The organism is Roseimarinus sediminis (genome assembly GCF_050433125.1).
Lineage (GTDB): Bacteria > Bacteroidota > Bacteroidia > Bacteroidales > Prolixibacteraceae > Roseimarinus > Roseimarinus sediminis.
In genome coordinates this window covers 322,605-343,018 of record NZ_JBNPXV010000001.1, presented here as the reverse complement: position 1 = coordinate 343,018, position 20,414 = coordinate 322,605, and the positions used below count along the sequence as shown (strand labels likewise).

General features: G+C 43.1%; 9 protein-coding genes. All 9 read left to right on the top strand.

Annotated elements, in window-relative coordinates; genetic code table 11:
* Positions 1-390: 390 nt before the first annotated feature.
* The 9 genes from FHS86_RS01400 (at position 391) to FHS86_RS01360 (ending at position 20,406) form a co-directional block, all read left to right on the top strand.
* Positions 391-1,239, top strand: coding sequence for a tetratricopeptide repeat protein (locus FHS86_RS01400; protein WP_429410352.1), 849 nt, complete (start codon positions 391-393; stop codon positions 1,237-1,239).
* A 262-nt stretch (positions 1,240-1,501) separates the two neighbouring features.
* Complete coding sequence (locus FHS86_RS01395) at positions 1,502-4,168, top strand: glycosyl hydrolase (RefSeq protein WP_429410350.1); 2,667 nt, start codon at positions 1,502-1,504, stop codon at positions 4,166-4,168.
* A 46-nt stretch (positions 4,169-4,214) separates the two neighbouring features.
* On the top strand, positions 4,215-6,758 hold the full coding sequence (locus FHS86_RS01390) for a hypothetical protein (RefSeq protein ID WP_429410348.1): 2,544 nt from the start codon (positions 4,215-4,217) through the stop codon (positions 6,756-6,758).
* 7 nt (positions 6,759-6,765) lie between these two features.
* Positions 6,766-10,053, top strand: coding sequence for a SusC/RagA family TonB-linked outer membrane protein (locus tag FHS86_RS01385; protein WP_429410346.1), 3,288 nt, complete (start codon positions 6,766-6,768; stop codon positions 10,051-10,053).
* Positions 10,054-10,065: 12 nt separating this feature from the next.
* Positions 10,066-11,622, top strand: coding sequence for a RagB/SusD family nutrient uptake outer membrane protein (locus FHS86_RS01380; protein WP_429410344.1), 1,557 nt, complete (start codon positions 10,066-10,068; stop codon positions 11,620-11,622).
* A 27-nt stretch (positions 11,623-11,649) separates the two neighbouring features.
* Positions 11,650-13,614, top strand: coding sequence for a fasciclin domain-containing protein (locus tag FHS86_RS01375; protein WP_429410342.1), 1,965 nt, complete (start codon positions 11,650-11,652; stop codon positions 13,612-13,614).
* A gap of 37 nt (positions 13,615-13,651) precedes the next feature.
* Positions 13,652-15,607 carry a fasciclin domain-containing protein gene (locus FHS86_RS01370; protein ID WP_429410340.1) on the top strand — a complete coding sequence of 652 codons (1,956 nt, stop codon included), beginning with the start codon at positions 13,652-13,654 and terminating at the stop codon, positions 15,605-15,607.
* A gap of 22 nt (positions 15,608-15,629) precedes the next feature.
* Positions 15,630-17,174 carry a fasciclin domain-containing protein gene (locus FHS86_RS01365; protein WP_429410338.1) on the top strand — a complete coding sequence of 515 codons (1,545 nt, stop codon included), beginning with the start codon at positions 15,630-15,632 and terminating at the stop codon, positions 17,172-17,174.
* 31 nt (positions 17,175-17,205) lie between these two features.
* Positions 17,206-20,406: a SusC/RagA family TonB-linked outer membrane protein gene (locus FHS86_RS01360; RefSeq protein ID WP_429410336.1), complete on the top strand. Its 3,201-nt coding sequence runs from the start codon at positions 17,206-17,208 to the stop codon at positions 20,404-20,406.
* Positions 20,407-20,414: the final 8 nt, after the last annotated feature.

The following is a 20,414-nucleotide window of genomic DNA, read 5'->3' as shown; positions in this document are numbered from 1 at the left end:
CTTATTGAACTTATTCTTGTTTCATATTAAACGGAAATGCTCAAATCGCGCCACGGTCAATTTATTGTTAAAGCTATCAAAACTGTTTTTAGGGCGCTTTAACAAAATCGACAGATGATTATAAATATTCGCAGGAAATTAGAATGAATGAAACGAATAAAAATGCATCGTGGAAACGCTTAAAAAGTCAGGGCAACCCAAGGCCTTATGACTGTTTTACTGGAGATTAGCATCGTCTGTCTTTTTAATTGCGTAATGGCGGTGTTGAAAATGTGACACAAATACTTGATTTTATAACAGTGGCACAGCTAAAACAGTGATAGTTTTAGCTCTTTATTCACAAATGATTAAGTTAACGGGGAAATGAATTTGCTAAAACACTCATCAACAATGTTTCTTCTTATGATCTGGTTTTTATCGGCCAGCGCCCAGGAAGATTTCGAAACCATTAAAAATAAAGCCGATCTGGCCTTTATGGATGGCCAATACAGTGACGCACTCGAACGCTACGAGCAACTTATTCAATCGGGCGAAGGCGACTCAACCGACATGGCCATGATTTACGGCTATGCAGCCATCAGCGAAGAACAGACAGGAGATAAAAAACAGGCGCTTCAATATTACCGTGAAGCCTTAAAACGCAATGTACCCCAACTGATGGTTTACGATCAGATGATCGAACTGGCCAAGGCCGAAAAAGACCACGAAGCCTATGAATTTGCCCTGCTCCAAAAGCAAAGCGAGTTCCCCGACTTTGAAGCGTCGATCATACAAAGTCTTGCTTATCACTATTTCAATACCAAGCAATACGATAAGCTGATTCAGAAATCGGAAATACTCACCGGCTGGTATCCCGACAATGCCACCTTTCACCTTTTTGATGCCGTAGCCCGGCAAAACCTCGACGATGTGGAAGGTGCAAGTGCTTCATACAAAAAAGTACTGGCCATCGACCCCGACCATGCCGGAGCCAACATGGGCCAGGGAATGATCCTGTACAAACAGGCATCGGCTGTTTACGATGCTTTGAAAAAGAATTACGAGTCGCTCGCAAAGCCCGACAGGGTCGATTATTCGAACTATCGAAAACAACTCGAAAAACCCAAGGCAATGTACAACGAAGCACTTCCCTATCTTATAAAAGCCTATGAAAACCCATCTTATTCCAGCCTTAAAGGCGTGATAAGAAATTGTTACTTAAGAACTGAGGACAAGGAAACTGCGAATAAATACCTTTAGCTAACAGACCTGTCCTCTGTATGATCAGCCGGAGCCAGGCTGATCGAAAAAATGCAAGCCCCCATTGAAAAATTTACAGACACAGTGAATTAGTGACACTGATTGAGAAATTTGAACAAAGGGCAATACAGAAAATGCCTTTATTTTATGTTCTGATATTTTCCGCTGTATGGCGGACAAATTCTGACTAACTTGATTACTAACTATGAAAATTAACAAGAAAGCGATTATTGAATCCCTGTCTTCGCTGAAATTATTTTTCTTGCTGCTGTTACTCACTGCTTTCACTTCAGTGCATGCCATCGAGAAGACTTTTCAGGAAAACCTTGTCGATCAGCAACTGCTTCTTGAATTTCCGGTTGAATTTCACCTTACCGGCAGCAACGATGTAATGACCAACAGCAGTGTTTCACTCAATCATAGCGATGCCTGGCTGTTTTTCGACAACATCAAACCTTCGCTTGTTGCCAACAACTACCTTTCAAAAATACAGGTTAACGGAGTACCGTTTCAAAACGGAGTGAACGGAAGGATGGCCATTTATGCTCATGGAACCGTACTAATCCCTCACCCTTCAGGCTTTAAACCTTTGACAATTTACAGCGAATCAAACTTTGGCGGCGATTCAATGCAGCTGAGTATCCATACTTATCACAATCAGCTTGGAAATTTTAACAATTCCATCCGGTCATTTAAACTAAAGCGGGGCTATATGGCCACCCTGGCAACAAAGGCCGATGGTTTGGGCTACAGTCGTGTTTTTATTGCCGACGAAGAAGACCTCGAGTTGGCAGCAATGCCACTTGAGCTCGACAGCACGGTTTCGTTTATCCGCATTTTCAATCACCAGTGGGTGACCAAAAAAGGCTGGGCAGGATGGAACTGGGACGAATACCAGATGGTGAATGCCACCTGGTATTACGACTGGAGTGCCGGTGGTTCTACCTCTGAAAATTTAGAGTATGCTGTGATAAAACAAAACGGGGGCTGGCCATCGTGGAGCGATATCAACAACAAACAGAATGTGTCACATCTCCTGGGTTTTAATGAGCCCGACCGCCCCGATCAGGCCAATATGGAGTTTGAAACCGCACTCAAAGCCTGGCCCGAATACATGAAATCGGGTTTACGACTGGGCTCACCTGCTACATCCGATCCTTTCAACAACTGGTCGCTTATTAACTTTATCGACCGTTGTGACGAACTAAACTACCGGGTCGACTTTGTTGCTGTTCATGCCTACTGGGCCAAAAGCCCCCAGCAATGGTACAACGACCTGAAATACATTCACGAACGCACGGGCCGTCCCATCTGGATTACCGAATGGAACAACGGAGCCAACTGGACCAACGAATGGTGGCCCGACGATCCTTCGCAATTAACAACGGCCAATGCCCAGAAACAACTGAACGACATCAAGGCCATTCTGAACGTACTCGATACCGCACATTTTGTTGAACGCTATTCGATTTACAACTGGGTGGAAGATGCAAGGGCCATGGTACTCAACGGCCAGCTCACTCCTGCAGGAGAATACTATGCCAGCAATCCGTCAAAAATTGCATACAATAAGATCAATGAAGTGATACCGGGCCCATGGAACTTTGCAGATCCGGTGCTTAATTACCGTTACCTGACCTTTTCGAACACCATTCGTTTGAGCTGGGAAAATCCCAACGAAGATCTGTCCCGCTCGTATACCATCGAGAAAAGAGTCAACGACGGTGAATTTAAAGTGATATACAGCAGTACCAACCTTGCTGAAAACAGTTTTGTCGATCAGCTCGACAGCACACTTAGCGGGCGCATTGAATACCGTCTCAGCCTGGCAACTCCCTATGGCGACGAGGTGAATTCAAACACCGTAGCCTATTATCAGTCGGGCGGTGATCAAACTTTTCAGTATGGTAACTTTTTACTGAACAACACCGACTGGAATTCCTTTTTGTTTTCACCACAGTATGAAAATACTCCTCTTGTAATTAACGGCATTCCTTCGTTTAACAATGTGGTGGCACTTACTCACCGCGTTAATGCCATTACGGGCAAGTCGTTCAAATTTCAGTTCGATGCATGGAACTATCTCAACAATCCACCGCTGAAAAAGGACGATGTAATTGCAATGCTGGCACTTCCCGAAGGTATTTACAATATGGGAGCACTAAAGGCCGAAGCCCGCAAAGAACTTAATGTAGATGAAAACTGGAAATACATTGCTTTTGAACAATCCTTCGATGAAGTACCGGCAGTATTTGCTAATCAGGTAAGCAATAACACATATTTCCCAACGGTAGTAGCCATTCAAAATGTAAGTACAAGCGGCTTTGAAGTCAGACTCAAATGCGAGGAAGCGATATCCGAAGTGACAATCGGGAGCGAGGCCATCAGCTTTCTTGCCATTGAGCCCGGTGTTGGAGCCATGGGCCCCAACCGCATACTGGTAGGCCGCACATCCGAGGGGCAAAACGGCATCTCTTCAAATCCTGTAACAATCAATACACCCGGCGATTTTACCACACCGGCGATCTGGTCTGCCCTGCAAAGTGCCGAAGACGATTTTGCATCGACGCTCCGATTCACAAAAGACGAAAGCAATTATACCGTTTTAAAGCATCGCGAAATGTCGGGCAAAATCACGGCCATCAAAGAAGACAAACTGGGCTGGATGATCATGGATCTCGCACCCGGACAGGAGCTGAGTGCCAGCCGTCAGTTCAACTTGAAGCAAGTCAATATTTACCCCAACCCTGGCAAAAATATCGTATATCTTAATTTAAAAGAAAGCAGCGACGCGGTACTTTACGACCTTAGCGGCCGTATTGTATTGAAGGCAAAGATTAAACAGGAACTGAACATTGCCCATTTGAAGGCAGGGAGCTACCTTCTGAAAATTGAAGGCTATGCACCACGACGAATTGTAAAAAAATAATACAGACAATACTATTTGAATCATTTATGTTTAATACCATTAACTAATGAAACTGATATTCCGGAAACTATTTGCTCGAAAGTATCTTAGCGCAAGCCTTGTTTTACTGCTTGGATTGTGGTTTGTTTCGTGTAACGACGAGTACTATTACGATGAGGTCGAGCCTGAGTGGCTCGGAGAGAGTATCTACGATTACCTCGATCAGGATGGAAGCTACACCTATTATGTGCGATTAATCGATGATACCGGCTACAAGGCAACCCTCGAAAAAACAGGTAGCAAAACATTGTTTGTTGTTAAAGATGAAGTTTTTGAAGCATTCTTACGCGACAATGAATGGGGGGTGAGCACTTACGATGAACTGTCGCTAACCCAGAAAAATCTAATATTGAAGTATGGCATGATCGACAATGCTTACCTGATGGAAACGCTGGCCAATTACAACTCAGGAGGCCTTCAAAAAGGTACGGCAATTCGTCGGAATACTTCATTGTCGATTTACGACTCAGTAAAATTTGCGACAGGTAATGAATTGCCGGATAATCCTCACTGGACAAGATTTAAGGAAAAAGGCATCTATTACTTAGAAGATAATACGCCCAGGCCTTTAGTTCATTTTTTGGAAAAGCCATTGTTGAATGCCGGTGTCTCTGATTCTGATTTTGAATTAATTACCGGAGTGCCACGCAATCCTGGTGATGCACATATTTTTGAGCACAAAGTGATTGAAAAAGATATAACCTGTAAAAACGGGTACATTCACGTACTGGATAAAGTATTGTTGCCCCGGAAGAATCTGGCCCAGCATTTGAGCGATTTCGAAGAAACTTCAGTTTTCTCAAAATTATTAGATCGCTTTTGTGCTCCCTATTTTCAGGAAGAAATTTATACCGACTATAGAATATACAAACCTGAATTCAACGATTCATTATTTGTTAAGGGATATTTTACATCGAATACTGGCAGTGGCCCCAGCGATTATCCAAATGGTGAGATGATCAGCAATGAATTGTTATTACCATTCAATCCAAGTAATAACAGGTTTATTTCGAGTTCGGCTACAGCCATGCAAAGCGATATGGCTGCCATTTTAGCCCCTACCAATGCTGCCATGAACGATTACTTTAATAATGGGGCCGGTTTGATCCTGAAAGAACGTTATGGAAGTTGGGACAACATACCCGACGACATCATTGCCCTGCTGTTGAAAAGACATCTGCGCGAATCGTTCCTAAGTACCATACCGGTGCATTTCAGCAAAATGAACGACAGCGAAAACTCGCCCATTAACATCACGGTTGCCGATATTCAGGATACTTATGTGGCCAACAATGGGGTAGCCTACCATACCAACAAGGTATATCCACCCGATGATTACGTATCGATTTATGCACCGGTTTTATTTAGCGATAAAGCGAAAATCATGAACTGGGTAATTCGCCAGAACGATTTCCGCTTTTACCTTAACTCCCTGGTCAGCACCTACAGCTTCTTTGTTCCAACCGATGATTATTTCGATGAATACATCGACCCGGTTGCTTACGGACAGGATATACCCGGTGTGATCAAATTCTGGTATAACGAAGAAGATAAAACAGTTAACGGAACCGTTTACGAATACAACATGGAAACCGGTGAAGTTGGCGATTCACTGGCTGTGATTGAAACAGCTGCCTTTCTTTCCGACAGGTTACTGCGACTCCTCGATTTACACATTGTAATTGGAGATGTTGAAACAGGAGAGACCTTTTATCCAACCAAAGGTGGCAACATGCTGAAAATAGAGGGCAGCGGTCAAGCGCTTAAAGTTCAGGGCGGACATGATATTATGACCGGAAATGCAGCCAATGTAGTTACTGTTTACAATCAGGAAAACGGAAACACTTATTTTATCGATAAGCCCATCCAGGCACCATTACAATCTGTTTACAGTGTGCTGAATTCAAACCCCGAGTTTGCCAGATTTAAAGAGTTGCTCGAAGGATTTCCCAGTAGCAATGTGCTGGTTCGGAGGGCAAACTATTCAGGCATCGATTTTAATATTAAGTTCTTCAACACCTTCAATTATACTGTTTATGTACCTACCAACGAGGCCATCGAAAAAGCAATACGCGATGGTATAATTCCAAGCTGGGAACAGATTAATGAAACAACCGACAATGCCATTAAACAGCAAATGATCACTAAACTTGAACGTTTTGTACGCTATCACTTCCAGGACAACTCGGTGTTCATTAGCGGAAAACCGGTAGATGTCGTTTATCAAAGTGCTACCATCAAGCTCGATGATGAAGCAACCCGTTTCGGAACCTACAAAAACAAGTATCATAAAATTGGTATACAAGGAAATGGTGACGGGCTTACCATTTCAACCGATTCGCGTGAAGATTATGGCTCAAATGCCGCCAATGTTGTTACCGAAAACGGTCTTTATAATATCATGACTCAGGATTATGTATTTAATAATCTTCCCAGTAGTTTTAAAAACATTGATGGAACAGGTGTGGGTACTGATTTTAGAAATTCACGAATCAACACTTTTTCTACAGCGGTAGTTCATCAAATTGATAATATTTTAAGGTTTGAATAACAAGATCATGAAAATGAAATTAAACATAGTTACCGGAATCATATTTATTCTGTACATGCTAATGCCTCATGTATTGAAGGCACAACCGGCATCTCCGAGTGTGATTGTACAGGGTACCGTTACTGCTGAGAACAGTGATGAAAGCCTGGTGGGTGTTAGTGTAATTGAAGTGGACAGTAAAAATCGTTACATCAGTGCCACAATTACCGATTTTAACGGGCATTATGTATTGAAAGTCAGAAACCCACAAGAAAACAAAATTGTTTACAGTTTTATTGGCTTCAAATCGCAACAACAGGAAGTTGGTGCACGTCGTACCATTAATGTGGTAATGAAAGAAGACGTGCAGGTGATATCCGACATTGTGGTTACCTCTGAAAAACGCCATTCCGATGGATCATTTTCAATACCCGAAAGAGAATTATCGGTAGCAGCGCAAACCATCAGCACCAAAGAATTCGAAGGTGTTTCGGTTTCATCGATCGACGATGCGCTGCAAGGCCGTATTGCCGGCTTCGATATTGTTCAGAACTCGGGTGACCTTGGCAGCGGTACGACCATGAGAATTCGCGGAACCACCTCAATCAACTCGAACCAGGAACCCCTTATTGTGGTCAACAATATTCCTTATGAAGTAGAGGTGGATCCGAACTTCGATTTTGCCAATGCCAACCAGGAGCAGTTTGCCAACATGTTGAGTATTAACCCCGACGACATAGAGGAGATTACGGTACTGAAAGATGCCGCAGCTACTGCAATCTGGGGATCGAAGGGTGCCAACGGGGTTTTGGTAATTAAAACCAAAAGGGGAATGAAAGGCCCAACCCGCGTTCAATACTCTTACCGCCTCACAGGTGCGGTCCAGCCCAAAGGGCTCGAAATGTTGAATGGCGATGAGTACTCCATGATGATTAAGCAGGCCTATTTCAACCCTGCACAAAACGAAAATGCGGCCAACGTGCGTGAATTTATGTACGACCCCACCTACTCGGAATATGAAAATTTTAATAACAATACCGATTGGGTGGAAGCTGTAAGCCAACCCGGTTTTAAACACGACCATTACCTGACAGTTCTGGGTGGTGGCGATCGTGCCAGCTTCCGCATTTCGGGCGGATACCTTACCCAAACCGGAACCGTGATCGGGCAAAGGCTCGACCGTATTTCATCGAGGGCTTACCTCGACTATGCGTTGTCAGACAGGATCCGCTTTATTACGGAGTTCTCGTTTACCTATACCGATAACCAACGAAACAATGGCAATCTACTGGAAATTGCCTATCGTAAAATGCCCAACGTAAGCATTTATCAGCAGGACAACCTTGGAAATGACATGGATGTATACTACAATATTTCACGCGAATCATCATTACATGGCGATCAGCGTGATTTACGCAATCCGGTTGCCCTGGCCTATGAAGCAAAGAATAACCTTAAAAATTACCGTATCCTGCCCACCTTCCGTTTGCAGTACGATTTGCTCGATCCCAACCAGCAGGTGCTCCGTTACAACATGTACGTCTCGTTCGATGTGAACAATGATAAGGTTTCCACCTTTCTGCCTTCATCGGTATCGAATGTTTACTGGAACGACGATGCGGTAAATGTTGCCGAACACGCCGATACAGAAAGCATCACGGTAATGAGCGATCAAAACATAACCTGGCAGCCAAAATTTGCGAATACCGATCATAACCTCTTGTTATATGGATCGCTTCAGTTGCGCACCGGAAATCGTTCAAGCCATGGATTAACCACCCGTAATCTTCCTTCGGGGGGTATTATTGATGCTTCGGCCAGTGGATTTCTCGACGGGATTGGAACCAGCCGTACCTCCTACCGCTCAAATGCTTTACTGGCCCGTTTGCACTATACCTATAAATCGAGGTATATTTTAGGTGCAACCTTCCGTCGCGATGGCAGTACCAAGTTTGGAAAGGACAATAAGTATGGAAACTTCCCGGGGATATCATTAAAATGGATCATTTCGGATGAACCCTGGATGCAAGGTTCCGACCACTGGTTGAGCATGCTCGCAGTTAGACCAAGCTGGGGAATAAGTGGTAATCAACCCAGAGACGAATATTTGCACTTTAGCCGATACAGTCCCTATGGAAGTTATTTGGGAATGGCAGCAACCCGGCCAACTACCTTGCAACTTTCAGAACTGAAATGGGAAACCACCTCATCGTTCAACCTTGGTTTCGATTTGGGCTTCCTCAACGACCGCATCATGATGGACCTTAACTTTTATAACAAACATACCGAGGACTTATTATTCGAAAACCTTTCACTCCCTTCATCCTCAGGTTATGGTGGTGTGAAATGGCAAAACGTGGGAACCATGGACAACAATGGATGGGAATTTAACTTCCACACTCATAACTGGTTGCGCCACGAAGATTTGACTGTCGATTTTAACTTCAACCTCTCGAATTACATTAACACCATTGTAGAACTCCGTCAGGATGTACTTGATAATTTTAATGGAGATTATAATTACAGCAACGGTACTTATCTGCAACGCATTCAGGAAGGCAACTCATTTGGATCGATCTACGGATTTAGGTACAAAGGAGTGTATCAGTACAGCGAATACATCCCCGGCACCCAGGAGAATGCACCAGTGGCGCGCGATCCTGAAGGAAATGTGATTTTCGATCACGAGGGCGAACCACTCGAAATGCGCTTTGCCTATGGAAGAAGCAATGAATACGAATTCCAGGGTGGTGATGCCATCTACGAAGACATCAACCACGATGGCTCGATCGACGAACTCGATATTGTATACCTGGGTAACTCAAATCCTAAGGTAAACGGAGGTTTTGGCTCAACAATCAGGTACAAAAATTTTGGTTGCACCCTGTTCTTTAACTTCCGTTATGGAAATAAGGTCATCAATAACAACCGCATGCACATGGAAAACATGCATTCGCTCAATAACCAGAGCAAATCGGTTAACTGGCGCTGGAGAAAAGACGGTGATGAAACCGATATGCCCCGTGCATTGTACAACTATGGTTACAACTGGCTGGGCAGCGACCGTTATGTCGAGGATGGCTCATTTACCCGCTTAAAGTATATGACATTCAGCTATACAGCACCAAAGAATATGGTTAAAAAACTCAATGTAGAAAGAATGAACTTCTACCTTACTGTGAATAACTTGTATGTTTGGAGTGCATACAGTGGTGTGGATCCTGAGGTGGGTTATGGTGGTTTGGGTATTAGTGAAGATAAAGCCCAAACACCACGCTCGAAGGATGTAACCCTTGGAATTTCGTTAACATTTTAAAAGTTTGTGAAGATGAAAAAGATATATATCATACTGGCTTCAACCATTCTATTAATGTTTGGTACTGCCTGCAACGAATGGCTTGATATCAGGCCCGAAAGCGATGTAGTATTGGATGAGTTCTGGCAAAACGAAACCCAGGTTAATGAAGTTGTTGCTGCCTGCTACCGATCGCTCACCGAAGATGGGGTCATGAGCCGTATGTTGGCCTGGGGCGAATTGCGTTCTGACAACGTCACCTACGGTACCGACATGCATAAAGACCAGGTAAAAATCATTAACCTCGATATTAATACCGGCAATGAGTTCAGTAAATGGGGACCAATGTATACGGTAATCAATTATTGTAATATTTTCCTTCATTATGCCCCCGGCGTGGTCGACATCGATGAAAACTTCACCGAATCGGAATACCGCTCGCTCGAGGCTGAAGTACTGGCCATCAGGTCGCTCGCCTATTTTTATCTGGTACGCACCTTCAACAGAATACCATGGATTGATACGCCAAGTATCGACGATAATCAGAATTATTTGGTAAAGCAATCGGAGGAAGATGAAGTTTTGAATAACATTATCGCCGATCTGGAAAAAGCATTACAGTTCACCCGTGAAAAATTCGAAACGAACCAATACAGTAAGGGCCGAATTACCAAAAATGCCGTTCGTTCTATGTTGGCTGATGTATACTTGTGGAAAGGTGATTATGAAACCAGCATCAAATATTGCGATCAGGTTTTAAGCGACGAAACCCTTGAACTACTTGATGGTGAAGAGGTTTTACAGCAGGTGTTTTATATGGGTAATTCTACTGAAAGCATCTTTGAAATTCAGTTTGACGAAGATTTGTACCGAAACAACATTGTTGAAAATTATTATGGAAAAATGGGTGAGATGGCAGGCGAATGGGAATTCCCATATTCTGTTATATCATCAAACGATAGTCCATTTTATTATAAGCTTGCTACGGGATATGAAGGAGAACACGATCAAAGGCAATACGATTTTCTGTTCATGGGATCTTCAGGCGATTCCTATAACGTATTTAAATATGCCGGAGTAATGCGCATGAAAAATTCATTGGGCGGAAATAGCTATTATTACGGCAGTGGAACCCCCAACTGGATTGTTTATCGCCTGTCGGATATTATCCTGATGAAAGCCGAAGCATTGGTGCAACTGGGAACCGATAATCAACAAGTAATCGACCTGGTTAACCAGACTTATGTGCGTGCCAATTACGACGATGAACAGGAAGTACTGCCACTTACCCTGAATAACTACAGCAATAAGGGAGAATTGGAAAAATTGGTTTTGCGCGAACGTCAACGTGAATTAATGTTTGAAGGAAAACGTTGGTTCGACCTGATGCGTTTGGCACGTCGCACCAATTCACCATCGGCGGTAGTGGGCTATTTGTCCAAAAAATCATCGGGTGGCGGTGAAGGATCTTCCTACTATAAAATGTCGGTGATGGATGCGTTGTACATGCCCATCCATATCAGCGAGATAGATGCCAACCCGGAGCTGGAACAAAACGAATTTTATAAAGTTGAAAACAGCAATAAATAGTCAATTAAGGCTAAAAACATGTTATTCATGCACGATATACATCAAATAAAAAATCACTTTTCGCGGTATAAGGCAATGTTTCATTTCCATACCTGGGGCCTTCTCCTTTTTGCATTTACTGCCTTGATAAGTGCATGCGATAGTGATGATGTAGGCGAGAACTATTATACGTTCACCGGAGAAACCATGGGGCAATACATTGAAGCCCGACCTGAAATATATTCCGAATTTTCACAGATGCTCGACACAACCGGGGTAAAAAGCTTGTTGAATGCTTATGGAAAGTATACTTGCTTTGCCCCCACCAACCTGGCAATTTATTCTTTCTATGAAAATGCAGGAATTAGCGGTATCAATGAAATGTCGATGGACTCCATTCGAAAACTGGTCTATAATCATATCATAAAGGATTTTGTTTTAGATACCGAATATTTCACCGATGGCTTTCTATCGAATCTTACCATGAGTGGACGGTATTTGCGAATAAGTTTCGATATGAGTAATTCAAAGTTGAACTTCCTGATAAATCATGCATCGTTGGTAACCGAGCCAAATCTTATTGTTCACAACGGGGTGCTTCATCAAATTGATCAGGTAATTTCTCCTACCGAAAACACATTGGTTGAGGCCATTGCCCAGGATGATCAATTTACTTTGTTTTACGAAGCACTGGTGGCCACAGGACTTGACAAGTCCTTATTGCCCATTAAAGACGATGCCTACCGCCCCTCAGACCTTTTCCTTGAAATTGAAGGAGACGGAAAACAAACAACAGGTATTGGCAGCCTTATCCGCATCCCAAAAGAGCGCAAATATGGCTTTACGGCCTTTGTCGAGAGCAACGAAACCTTTAATGAATATGGCATTACCTCGGTCGAAACCATGGCACAATATGCCAAATCGATTTATGATCAGGTGTATCCCGAAGATGCATCAATCGATGATTACACCGACGTTAAAAACAGTTTGAATCGATTTGTAGCATATCACCTGGTAAATAAGAAGATGCCGCTGTATTACATCATGGAAGCCTACGATAATACCGGTCAGGACTACGATACAAAAGGTGAAACACATGCCGTTAAAACGGTCGATATGTATGAATACATCGAGCCAATGTGTCCGAATACTTTAATCGAAGTGCGCAGTTTACGTTCTTCCAACGAGTACAATGTATTCAACATGATTAGCGAAACCGGCGAGGCAATTCGTATTACAGAAAACTACGACAACGATGCTCTGAATGGTGTCTATCACGAAATTGATGGAATACTAGCCTATACCCGGGCGTTTGAAACAGAGCTGTCGGGCAAGCGCCTGAGAATGGATGCCGCAAGTTTCTTCCCCGAATTGGCAAACAACAACATCAGGGTGGGCAGTGCATCAAAAGATTATCCTTCGGAGCGCTGGAGCTTTCCTCCGGGGTTTTTGGAACGTGTTGATGCAAGCGAAACATCGGTTTTTAGCTATTTCAATGCCGACGACCGCTTTCTCGATTATCAGGGCGACGAAATATTTGTGCCTCGTAGTTTGTACGAGTTTACCATCACCACACCGCCAATTCCTGCCGGCACCTACGAAATCAGGTTTGCGTATCAGCCCAATGGAAATCGTGGAGCAGCTCAAATGTATTGGGATGGTAAGCCATGTGGCATTCCGCTTGATTTAAGGCTTGCGGCCGATAACCCGAAAATTGGTTTTGTAGTTCCCGGTAACGACCCTACCGACCCCGAAGGTTTTGAAAACGATAAAATGATGCGGAACAGGGGATATATGAAAGGTCCTGCTTCATTTAAAGTAATTGATGAAGACTGGTGGCAAGGCGTAGCCCGGTACACTCCTGCTTCGTTGAGACGCATATTGGGAATTTATCATTTTCCAGAAATGGAAAATCATACCTTCTCAGTAAAGGCTTCAGTTAGTGGCGAATTCATGTTCGATTTCATGGAATTTGTTCCGGTTGAAGTAATTGAAAAAGAAGATATTTATTAAAAACAATTCCAAATACACTCAAAATATGAATTGTTCAATGGAAAATAAAATTGGAAAAGACAGGCAAAGGAAGTTTGCCAGTCAGCACTTACTATGGGTAATGGTAATTGGAGCCTTCGTTGGCCTATTTACCGCTTGCGATAGCGACGATGTAGGTGAAAACTATTACACATTTACAGGAAAAACAATGGGACAATACATTGAAGAAAACCCTGAAGTTTATTCTGAATTCTCGAAAATGCTTGATACGACAGGAGTGAAAAGCTTGCTGAATGCTTATGGCGAGTATACTTGTTTCCTGCCAAACAACCTGGCCATTTTCGATTATTATGAGCAGGAGGGCTTCTCGTCATTGAATGAAATGTCGCTTGATTCCATAAAAAAACTGGTGTATAACCACATCATTAAAGATCATGTGTTGGAAACCGATTTGTTCGGAAATGGTTTTATCCCCAACCTGACCATGAGCGGACGTTACCTGCGCGTGGCCATCAGCAGCAATGGCAGCGGATTAGTATATACCATTAATGGAAATTCTGCAATCTCAAAAATGAACATGGAGGTACATAATGGCGTCATTCATGAAATTGACCAGGTACTTTCTCCTACCGAAAATTCATTGGTCGAAGCCATTGCAGCCGAAGATAAGTTTTCATTGTTTTACAATGCTGTAATTACTACCGGGCTGGGGAACGAACTGTTACTGGTTGAAGATAAGGACTATGTGCCCGACGAAGTACTCCTGGAGAGAGATGGTGTGGTACAAGGCCACGGAATTCTAACCAGCGTACCCAAAGAAAAGAAATATGGATACACGGCATTGATTCCCAGCAATGAAACCTTTGCTAAATATGGAATTAGCAATCTTGATGAGATGGCTGCCTATGCCAAAGAGCTTTATGACCCCATGTACCCACAAGATGCGGGCATTAGCGATATCACCGACCGTAAAAACAGCCTTAACAGACTGATTGCCTATCACTTAATTAATAAGAAATTAACCCGGAGGCTCTTTATTGAAGCATACGATAATACCGGTCAGTTTTTTGAAAGCACTGGCGAAACCCACGCTATTAAAGTGGTCGACATGTTTGAATACATCGAACCCATGGCACCCAATACCTTAATCGAAGTACGCACTCTGCGTACATCGAACGAGTACAATATTTTTAACATGATTTCAGAAACCGGTGAGGCTGTTCGGCTAACCGACGATTATGATAACGATGCCTTAAACGGCGTGTTCCACGAGATTGACGGAATATTAGCCTATACCCGCGACGTAGAAAGGGAAATTACCAGCAAACGCATCCGCATGGATGGTGCAAGCTTCTTTCCCGAACTTACCAACAATAACATGCGAATTGGAAGTGCATCGAAAGAACATCCGAGTATTGAATGGGATTTTCCCCAGGGTTATATCGAAAGGGTAAGGGTTTCTGAAACCACCGTATTTGGTTACATCACCCCCGACGACCGTTTTCAGGATTACCAGGGAGATGAAATATTCCTTACCGGCTTGTACGATTTTACCATCACCACACTTCCGATACCTGCCGGAACCTATGAAATCAGGTTTGGTTACCAGCCCACTCCCTTCAGGGGCGTGGCTCAATTATACTGGGATGGCAAGCCCTGTGGCATTCCATTAAATCTATCAATACTTGCCAACGACCCACGAATTGGCCATATGGTACCAGGTATGGATCCTAACGATCCAAATGGGTACGAGAATGACAAAATGATGCGCAACAGGGGATATATGAAAGCTCCTGCCAGTTTTCAGGTTATAAAAGATTCGAACAATGGAGGATGGTACATGGGTGTTGCCCGAAACAGCGAAGATGCCCTGCGCAAAATCCTGGGAATTTTTACCTTCGACGAAACGACCACCCACGAGTTTTCTGTAAAAGCAGCTCAGGAAGGTCAGTTCATGTTCGACTACCTCGAATTTGTGCCGCTTGAAGTAATTGAAAAAGAAGATATATATTAAAATATTTTAACTCCATATCATAATGACTAGATTTCAGTACATAGGCTTAAGGCATTTCATCGCAATGGCTGCTTTGTTCTTTTTCTTCTCGTGTAACGACAATTGGGAAGAACATTACAACGAAGATAATTTTGATTTGCCAGAGTATTCACTTGCCCAATATATCGCCGAACAGTCAGAATTGAGTGTTTTTAACGAAATGCTTAAAGTTACAGCTTACGATTCCTTAATCGGTTCGTCGCAAACCTTTACCGTTTGGGCACCCAATAACGAAGCACTTTCGGGTATCGATCTGAACGATTACAATAAAGTATTACAGGTCGTTCAAACCCATATTGCACGTAATAAATATTCAACTACCAACCTAAGCGGCAAGCCTGTTAAAATGCTCTCGAATAAATATTTAAACATTACACAGGGAGCCAATGGGGCCGAAATGGGCAATGTGTCGATCATTCAACCAAATCAGCCCACTAAAAATGGGTTGGTACATGTTCTGAATGGATACATCCCCTATCAGAATAACATATGGGAGCACCTTCAAAATGCCGAGGGTATCGATTCCCTCCGGAACTACCTGTTTGGCCAAACCCAAAAAGTATTTATGCCGCAGCTGAGTCTCGAAATCGGGGTCAATGACAATGGTGATCCGATTTACGATTCAGTTTTTGTATCTCACAACCAGGTACTGGGTATCATTGGCGAACTCGACATCGAAGATAGTATTTATACCATGCTGACCTTGAAAAACGATGCATGGAGTGATGCCACTTCGCGTATCGGGAAATATTTTAACTTCCCCGACGAATTTGGTGGAGTAGAACGTAAAAACGAACTTGTCCCTCTCTATACTGTAAAAGATTTGGTGTTCCGGGGGAAAATTGAATCACCGGCATCACTCGATTCAATTACATCAACTACCAATACAACTTTCCATAACCCTGATGAAATATTTGGAAACACACAGGGAACCAGTTTAAGTAATGGAATCGTATTCCAATCGGATGTATTTCCCTATGCCGACACGGTTGCCTGGTTTAATGAAATAAGAATTGAAGCCGAAAATTCTCAGGGTCGTGAAAATTCCAATAGTAACGTTTATTCAAGGGTTTATGGTGGCGATGAATATGATGTTTCTAACAACAGGTACATATTAGTTGAACCCACAACAACCAGTAACCTTGCAGTTTCATCAGTTGAGTTTTCAATACCCAATATTCTGTCGGCAAGCTATAATATTTATTGCGTGTTTGTACCAAATGCCATTGCCGATCCAAATAATGTGAAGCCAATGAAGGCTAAGTTTGTGTTGAACTATATACGAACCACCGGCGGCCGTACCAGTCGCAAAACCTTTAATCCGGAAGTTACCGTAAGCGATCCAACTAAAGTGACCAGGCTTTTTGTGGGGCAGTTCGATTTTGAGTTTGCAAACCTTGTAAGCCGTGATTATCCCGACGCTCCGATAACTTTTGAAGTCTCGAACGATGTGAAGATGGAAGAAGCAGAAGCGTTCAGCAGGGATATGCGTATCGATTGTATCATTCTGGAACCTGTGATGAAATAACAAATACGAAATAATGAAACGACAGTGCAATATGAAACGAACTAACATAGCCCCGGGTATTTACCAATTAATCCGTCCGCTTTTTCTATTGTGGGCAATTACCTTGTGTGTACCTGCCATCGCTCAACCCGATTCGGTTGTGACCGGTCAGAATTTCAAAGTTTCTGGTGTTGTGCACGATGCAAACACTGGTCAGCCAGTTGCAGCTGCTCAAATCAGCACCTTCAACAGTCAAACATCGGCAACTACCAACAACGAAGGAGAATTTACCATCGATATCGTAACAAAAAACGAGGTGTTGATTATCAATGCATTTGAATACAATCAGGGAGAAATTCCCGTTCAAGGCCGCGATAAACTCGAAGTTGACCTATATCCAAAGATATTTTCCGACTCATATAAACTAGTGGAAAGCATCGCCGGAAAAATCAAACGTACTTCGCAAACTACGGCTGCGATCAGGCAAATTGATGAAATAAACGATTTGTACGATGCATCCATCGATGGAACCATCCAAAAACAATTGGGTGGCAATGTGCGTACAATCAACCGGTCGGGCATGCCTGGCACCGGTGCCGCTTATTTTATCCGTGGATTCAATTCATTGAATCGTAATGCACAGCCCCTGTTTGTAGTTGACGGTGTAATCTGGAAAAACCATTATGATGCACCTTCTTTGCATAACGGATTTTTCAACAATACTTTGGCCATGCTCGACTTAAACGACATCGAAAGCGTAACCGTTTTAAAAGACGGAACTTCAATTTATGGAAGCAAAGGTGGGAATGGCGTCATCCTCATTAATACGGTCAGAGGTAAGGATAAAGCAACAAAAATTACTGTCAACGCACTTGGAGGTGTAAGCGAAAGCAGCAACTCGCTTCCAATGATGGGGCTCGATCAGTTTAAAATATATGCTACCGAGCTGATGGGTACTACCGAGTTATATGCCAACAACATCGGGAATTATTATTTTGTGCAGGATGATCCCACAAATCCTGCCTATCCCCGCTTTCACAACAATACCAACTGGGATGATGAAGTTTACCGAACAGGCAAGGTTCAAAGCATGAACATTAACGTAAGTGGTGGCGACGATAAAGCTTTATACAACTTCTCGTTGGGTTATTTTGGGCAAACAGGGATCATTAAAACTACCGACATGAATCGCCTGAATACACGCTTTAATGCCGACTTTTCGCTGCATAACAACTTCAATATGGGGCTCAATATCGGTTTCAGCAACATCGACCGCACAATGCTCAACGACGGGGTTGATTTTTATACATCGCCCACCTACCAGGCAATGATTAAAGCACCATTTTTACATCCCAATACCTATACTGTTAGTGGAACACTTACTAAAAATTTCGAAGACAGTGACTTGTTTAATGTAGGTAACCCCTCGGCCATAATTGCCAATTCACTTAACCTGAACAAGAATAACCGTCTCAACATTGGTTTGAAGCCGGTGTATAAAATAACACCCGAACTGACCCTGAGCAGCATGTTCGATTATAGTATCGATAAAGTACAGGAAACTTTTTATAAACCGATGGTCGGAGCTGCCGATCAGTACATCGAGGGCTATGGCATTTCGGAAAACATGTTCATTGGACAGGTTATGCGCGATATCACCGTTTTCGACGATACCCGGATCAGCTACACAAAAAACTATACCAGCGGACACCATGTTGGCGCGATGCTCGGATGGCGTTTCTTATCCACTTTCTACGAAATGGATTATGGTGTAGGTCACAATACCGGATCGGACCAGAAGAGGAACCTGATGGGAGAAATGGAGTTTAAAGATGCCGACGGCCTGAACAACCGCATCCGCTCCATTTCGAATTACATTAACATCGATTATAACTATCAGGGCCGCTATTATGCCACAGTAGCCATGGCCCTCGATGGTTCATCGCGCTTTGGTCGCCAAACTGAAGGTGGTTTTCAACTATTTGGCCAAAGCTGGGGATTCTTCCCATCGCTAAATACTGCATGGCTGGCATCATCGGAAGACTTTATGAGCGGTATCCACTTTATCAACCGCCTGAAAGTTCGTGCCAGCTACGGCTTAAGCGGAAACGACGACATCCTTCCCTATGCCTGGGTTTCCTATCTATCTTCAGAAAGATACATGGGACGTGCCAACGCATTAGTAATTGATAACCTTGGTAACGATAAAGTACAATGGGAAACTACAGCAAAGCTGAATTTTGGTGTCGATGCCAGCTTATTCAACAACCGGATGGACCTGACCTTTGATGTTTATAATAATCAAACATCCAATCTGCTTTCGATGCTTGAAGCTCCAATGCTTGTAGGCGACAAATATTATTTAGGAAACAGTGGCAGCTTACAGAATACTGGTTTCGAAGTAAACACGAGCATTAAAGTTTTGAACAGGAAAAACCTTAAATGGGAAGTTTCGGCCAGTGCAGGTCATTACACCAACCAGATGATGGATTTGCCACAAGGCAGCTATACCACTTCAGTACTAAATGCTGAAATAATCACTTCAAAAGGAAATCCGGCTGGATTGTTTTACGGCTATAAATCACTTGGAGTATTTGTAACACAGGACGAAGCATCAAATGCAAATCTGAAAATTGTTGACCGGGCTGGGAATGATACTTACTTTACTGCTGGCGATGTCCATTTTGAAGACCTGAACAATGACAATATCATCAACGAAGAGGACAAACAAGTCATTGGCGATCCAAATCCCGATATTTATGGTTCGTTCTCAAGCATGCTGGCCTATAAAAACTTCAGTCTCGATGCCTATTTTACCTATTCATATGGAAACGAAGTGTACAATTACCTGCGTTCGCAACTCGAATCGGGTGGCGGCTCTGTTGAAGGAACCATTATGAACCAAACCACTGCAATGCTTACCCGCTGGTCGTACGAAGGCCATGTGACCAACCAGCCTAAAGCCATGTATGCTGACCCCATGGGCAATGCACGTTTTTCCGACCGCTGGATTGAAGATGGTTCCTATCTGAAGTTTAAATCATTGACCCTTAATTACAAAGTTGATTTAAAAACCAGTATAATTTCCGGATTAACCGTGAGTTTATCGGCTAATAACCTGTTTACATTCAGCAACTATCTCGGACGCGATCCTGAAGTTTCACCCTACAATAGTGTACTTTTCCAGGGTATCGATACCGGTTTGATTCCTTCCACGAGGGGATATTTTATAGGAATTAAAATGAACCTTTAATGATGAAC

What these genes read in the sequence shown, in the direction of transcription:
- FHS86_RS01400 (WP_429410352.1), top strand. Translation starts at nt 391, where the DNA reads ATGTTTCTTCTTATGATCTGGTTTTTATCGGCCAGCGCCCAGGAAGAT.
- FHS86_RS01390 (WP_429410348.1), top strand. Translation starts at nt 4,215, where the DNA reads ATGAAACTGATATTCCGGAAACTATTTGCTCGAAAGTATCTTAGCGCA.
- FHS86_RS01385 (WP_429410346.1), top strand. Translation starts at nt 6,766, where the DNA reads ATGAAAATGAAATTAAACATAGTTACCGGAATCATATTTATTCTGTAC.
- FHS86_RS01380 (WP_429410344.1), top strand. Translation starts at nt 10,066, where the DNA reads ATGAAAAAGATATATATCATACTGGCTTCAACCATTCTATTAATGTTT.
- FHS86_RS01375 (WP_429410342.1), top strand. Translation starts at nt 11,650, where the DNA reads ATGCACGATATACATCAAATAAAAAATCACTTTTCGCGGTATAAGGCA.
- FHS86_RS01370 (WP_429410340.1), top strand. Translation starts at nt 13,652, where the DNA reads ATGGAAAATAAAATTGGAAAAGACAGGCAAAGGAAGTTTGCCAGTCAG.
- FHS86_RS01365 (WP_429410338.1), top strand. Translation starts at nt 15,630, where the DNA reads ATGACTAGATTTCAGTACATAGGCTTAAGGCATTTCATCGCAATGGCT.
- FHS86_RS01360 (WP_429410336.1), top strand. Translation starts at nt 17,206, where the DNA reads ATGAAACGAACTAACATAGCCCCGGGTATTTACCAATTAATCCGTCCG.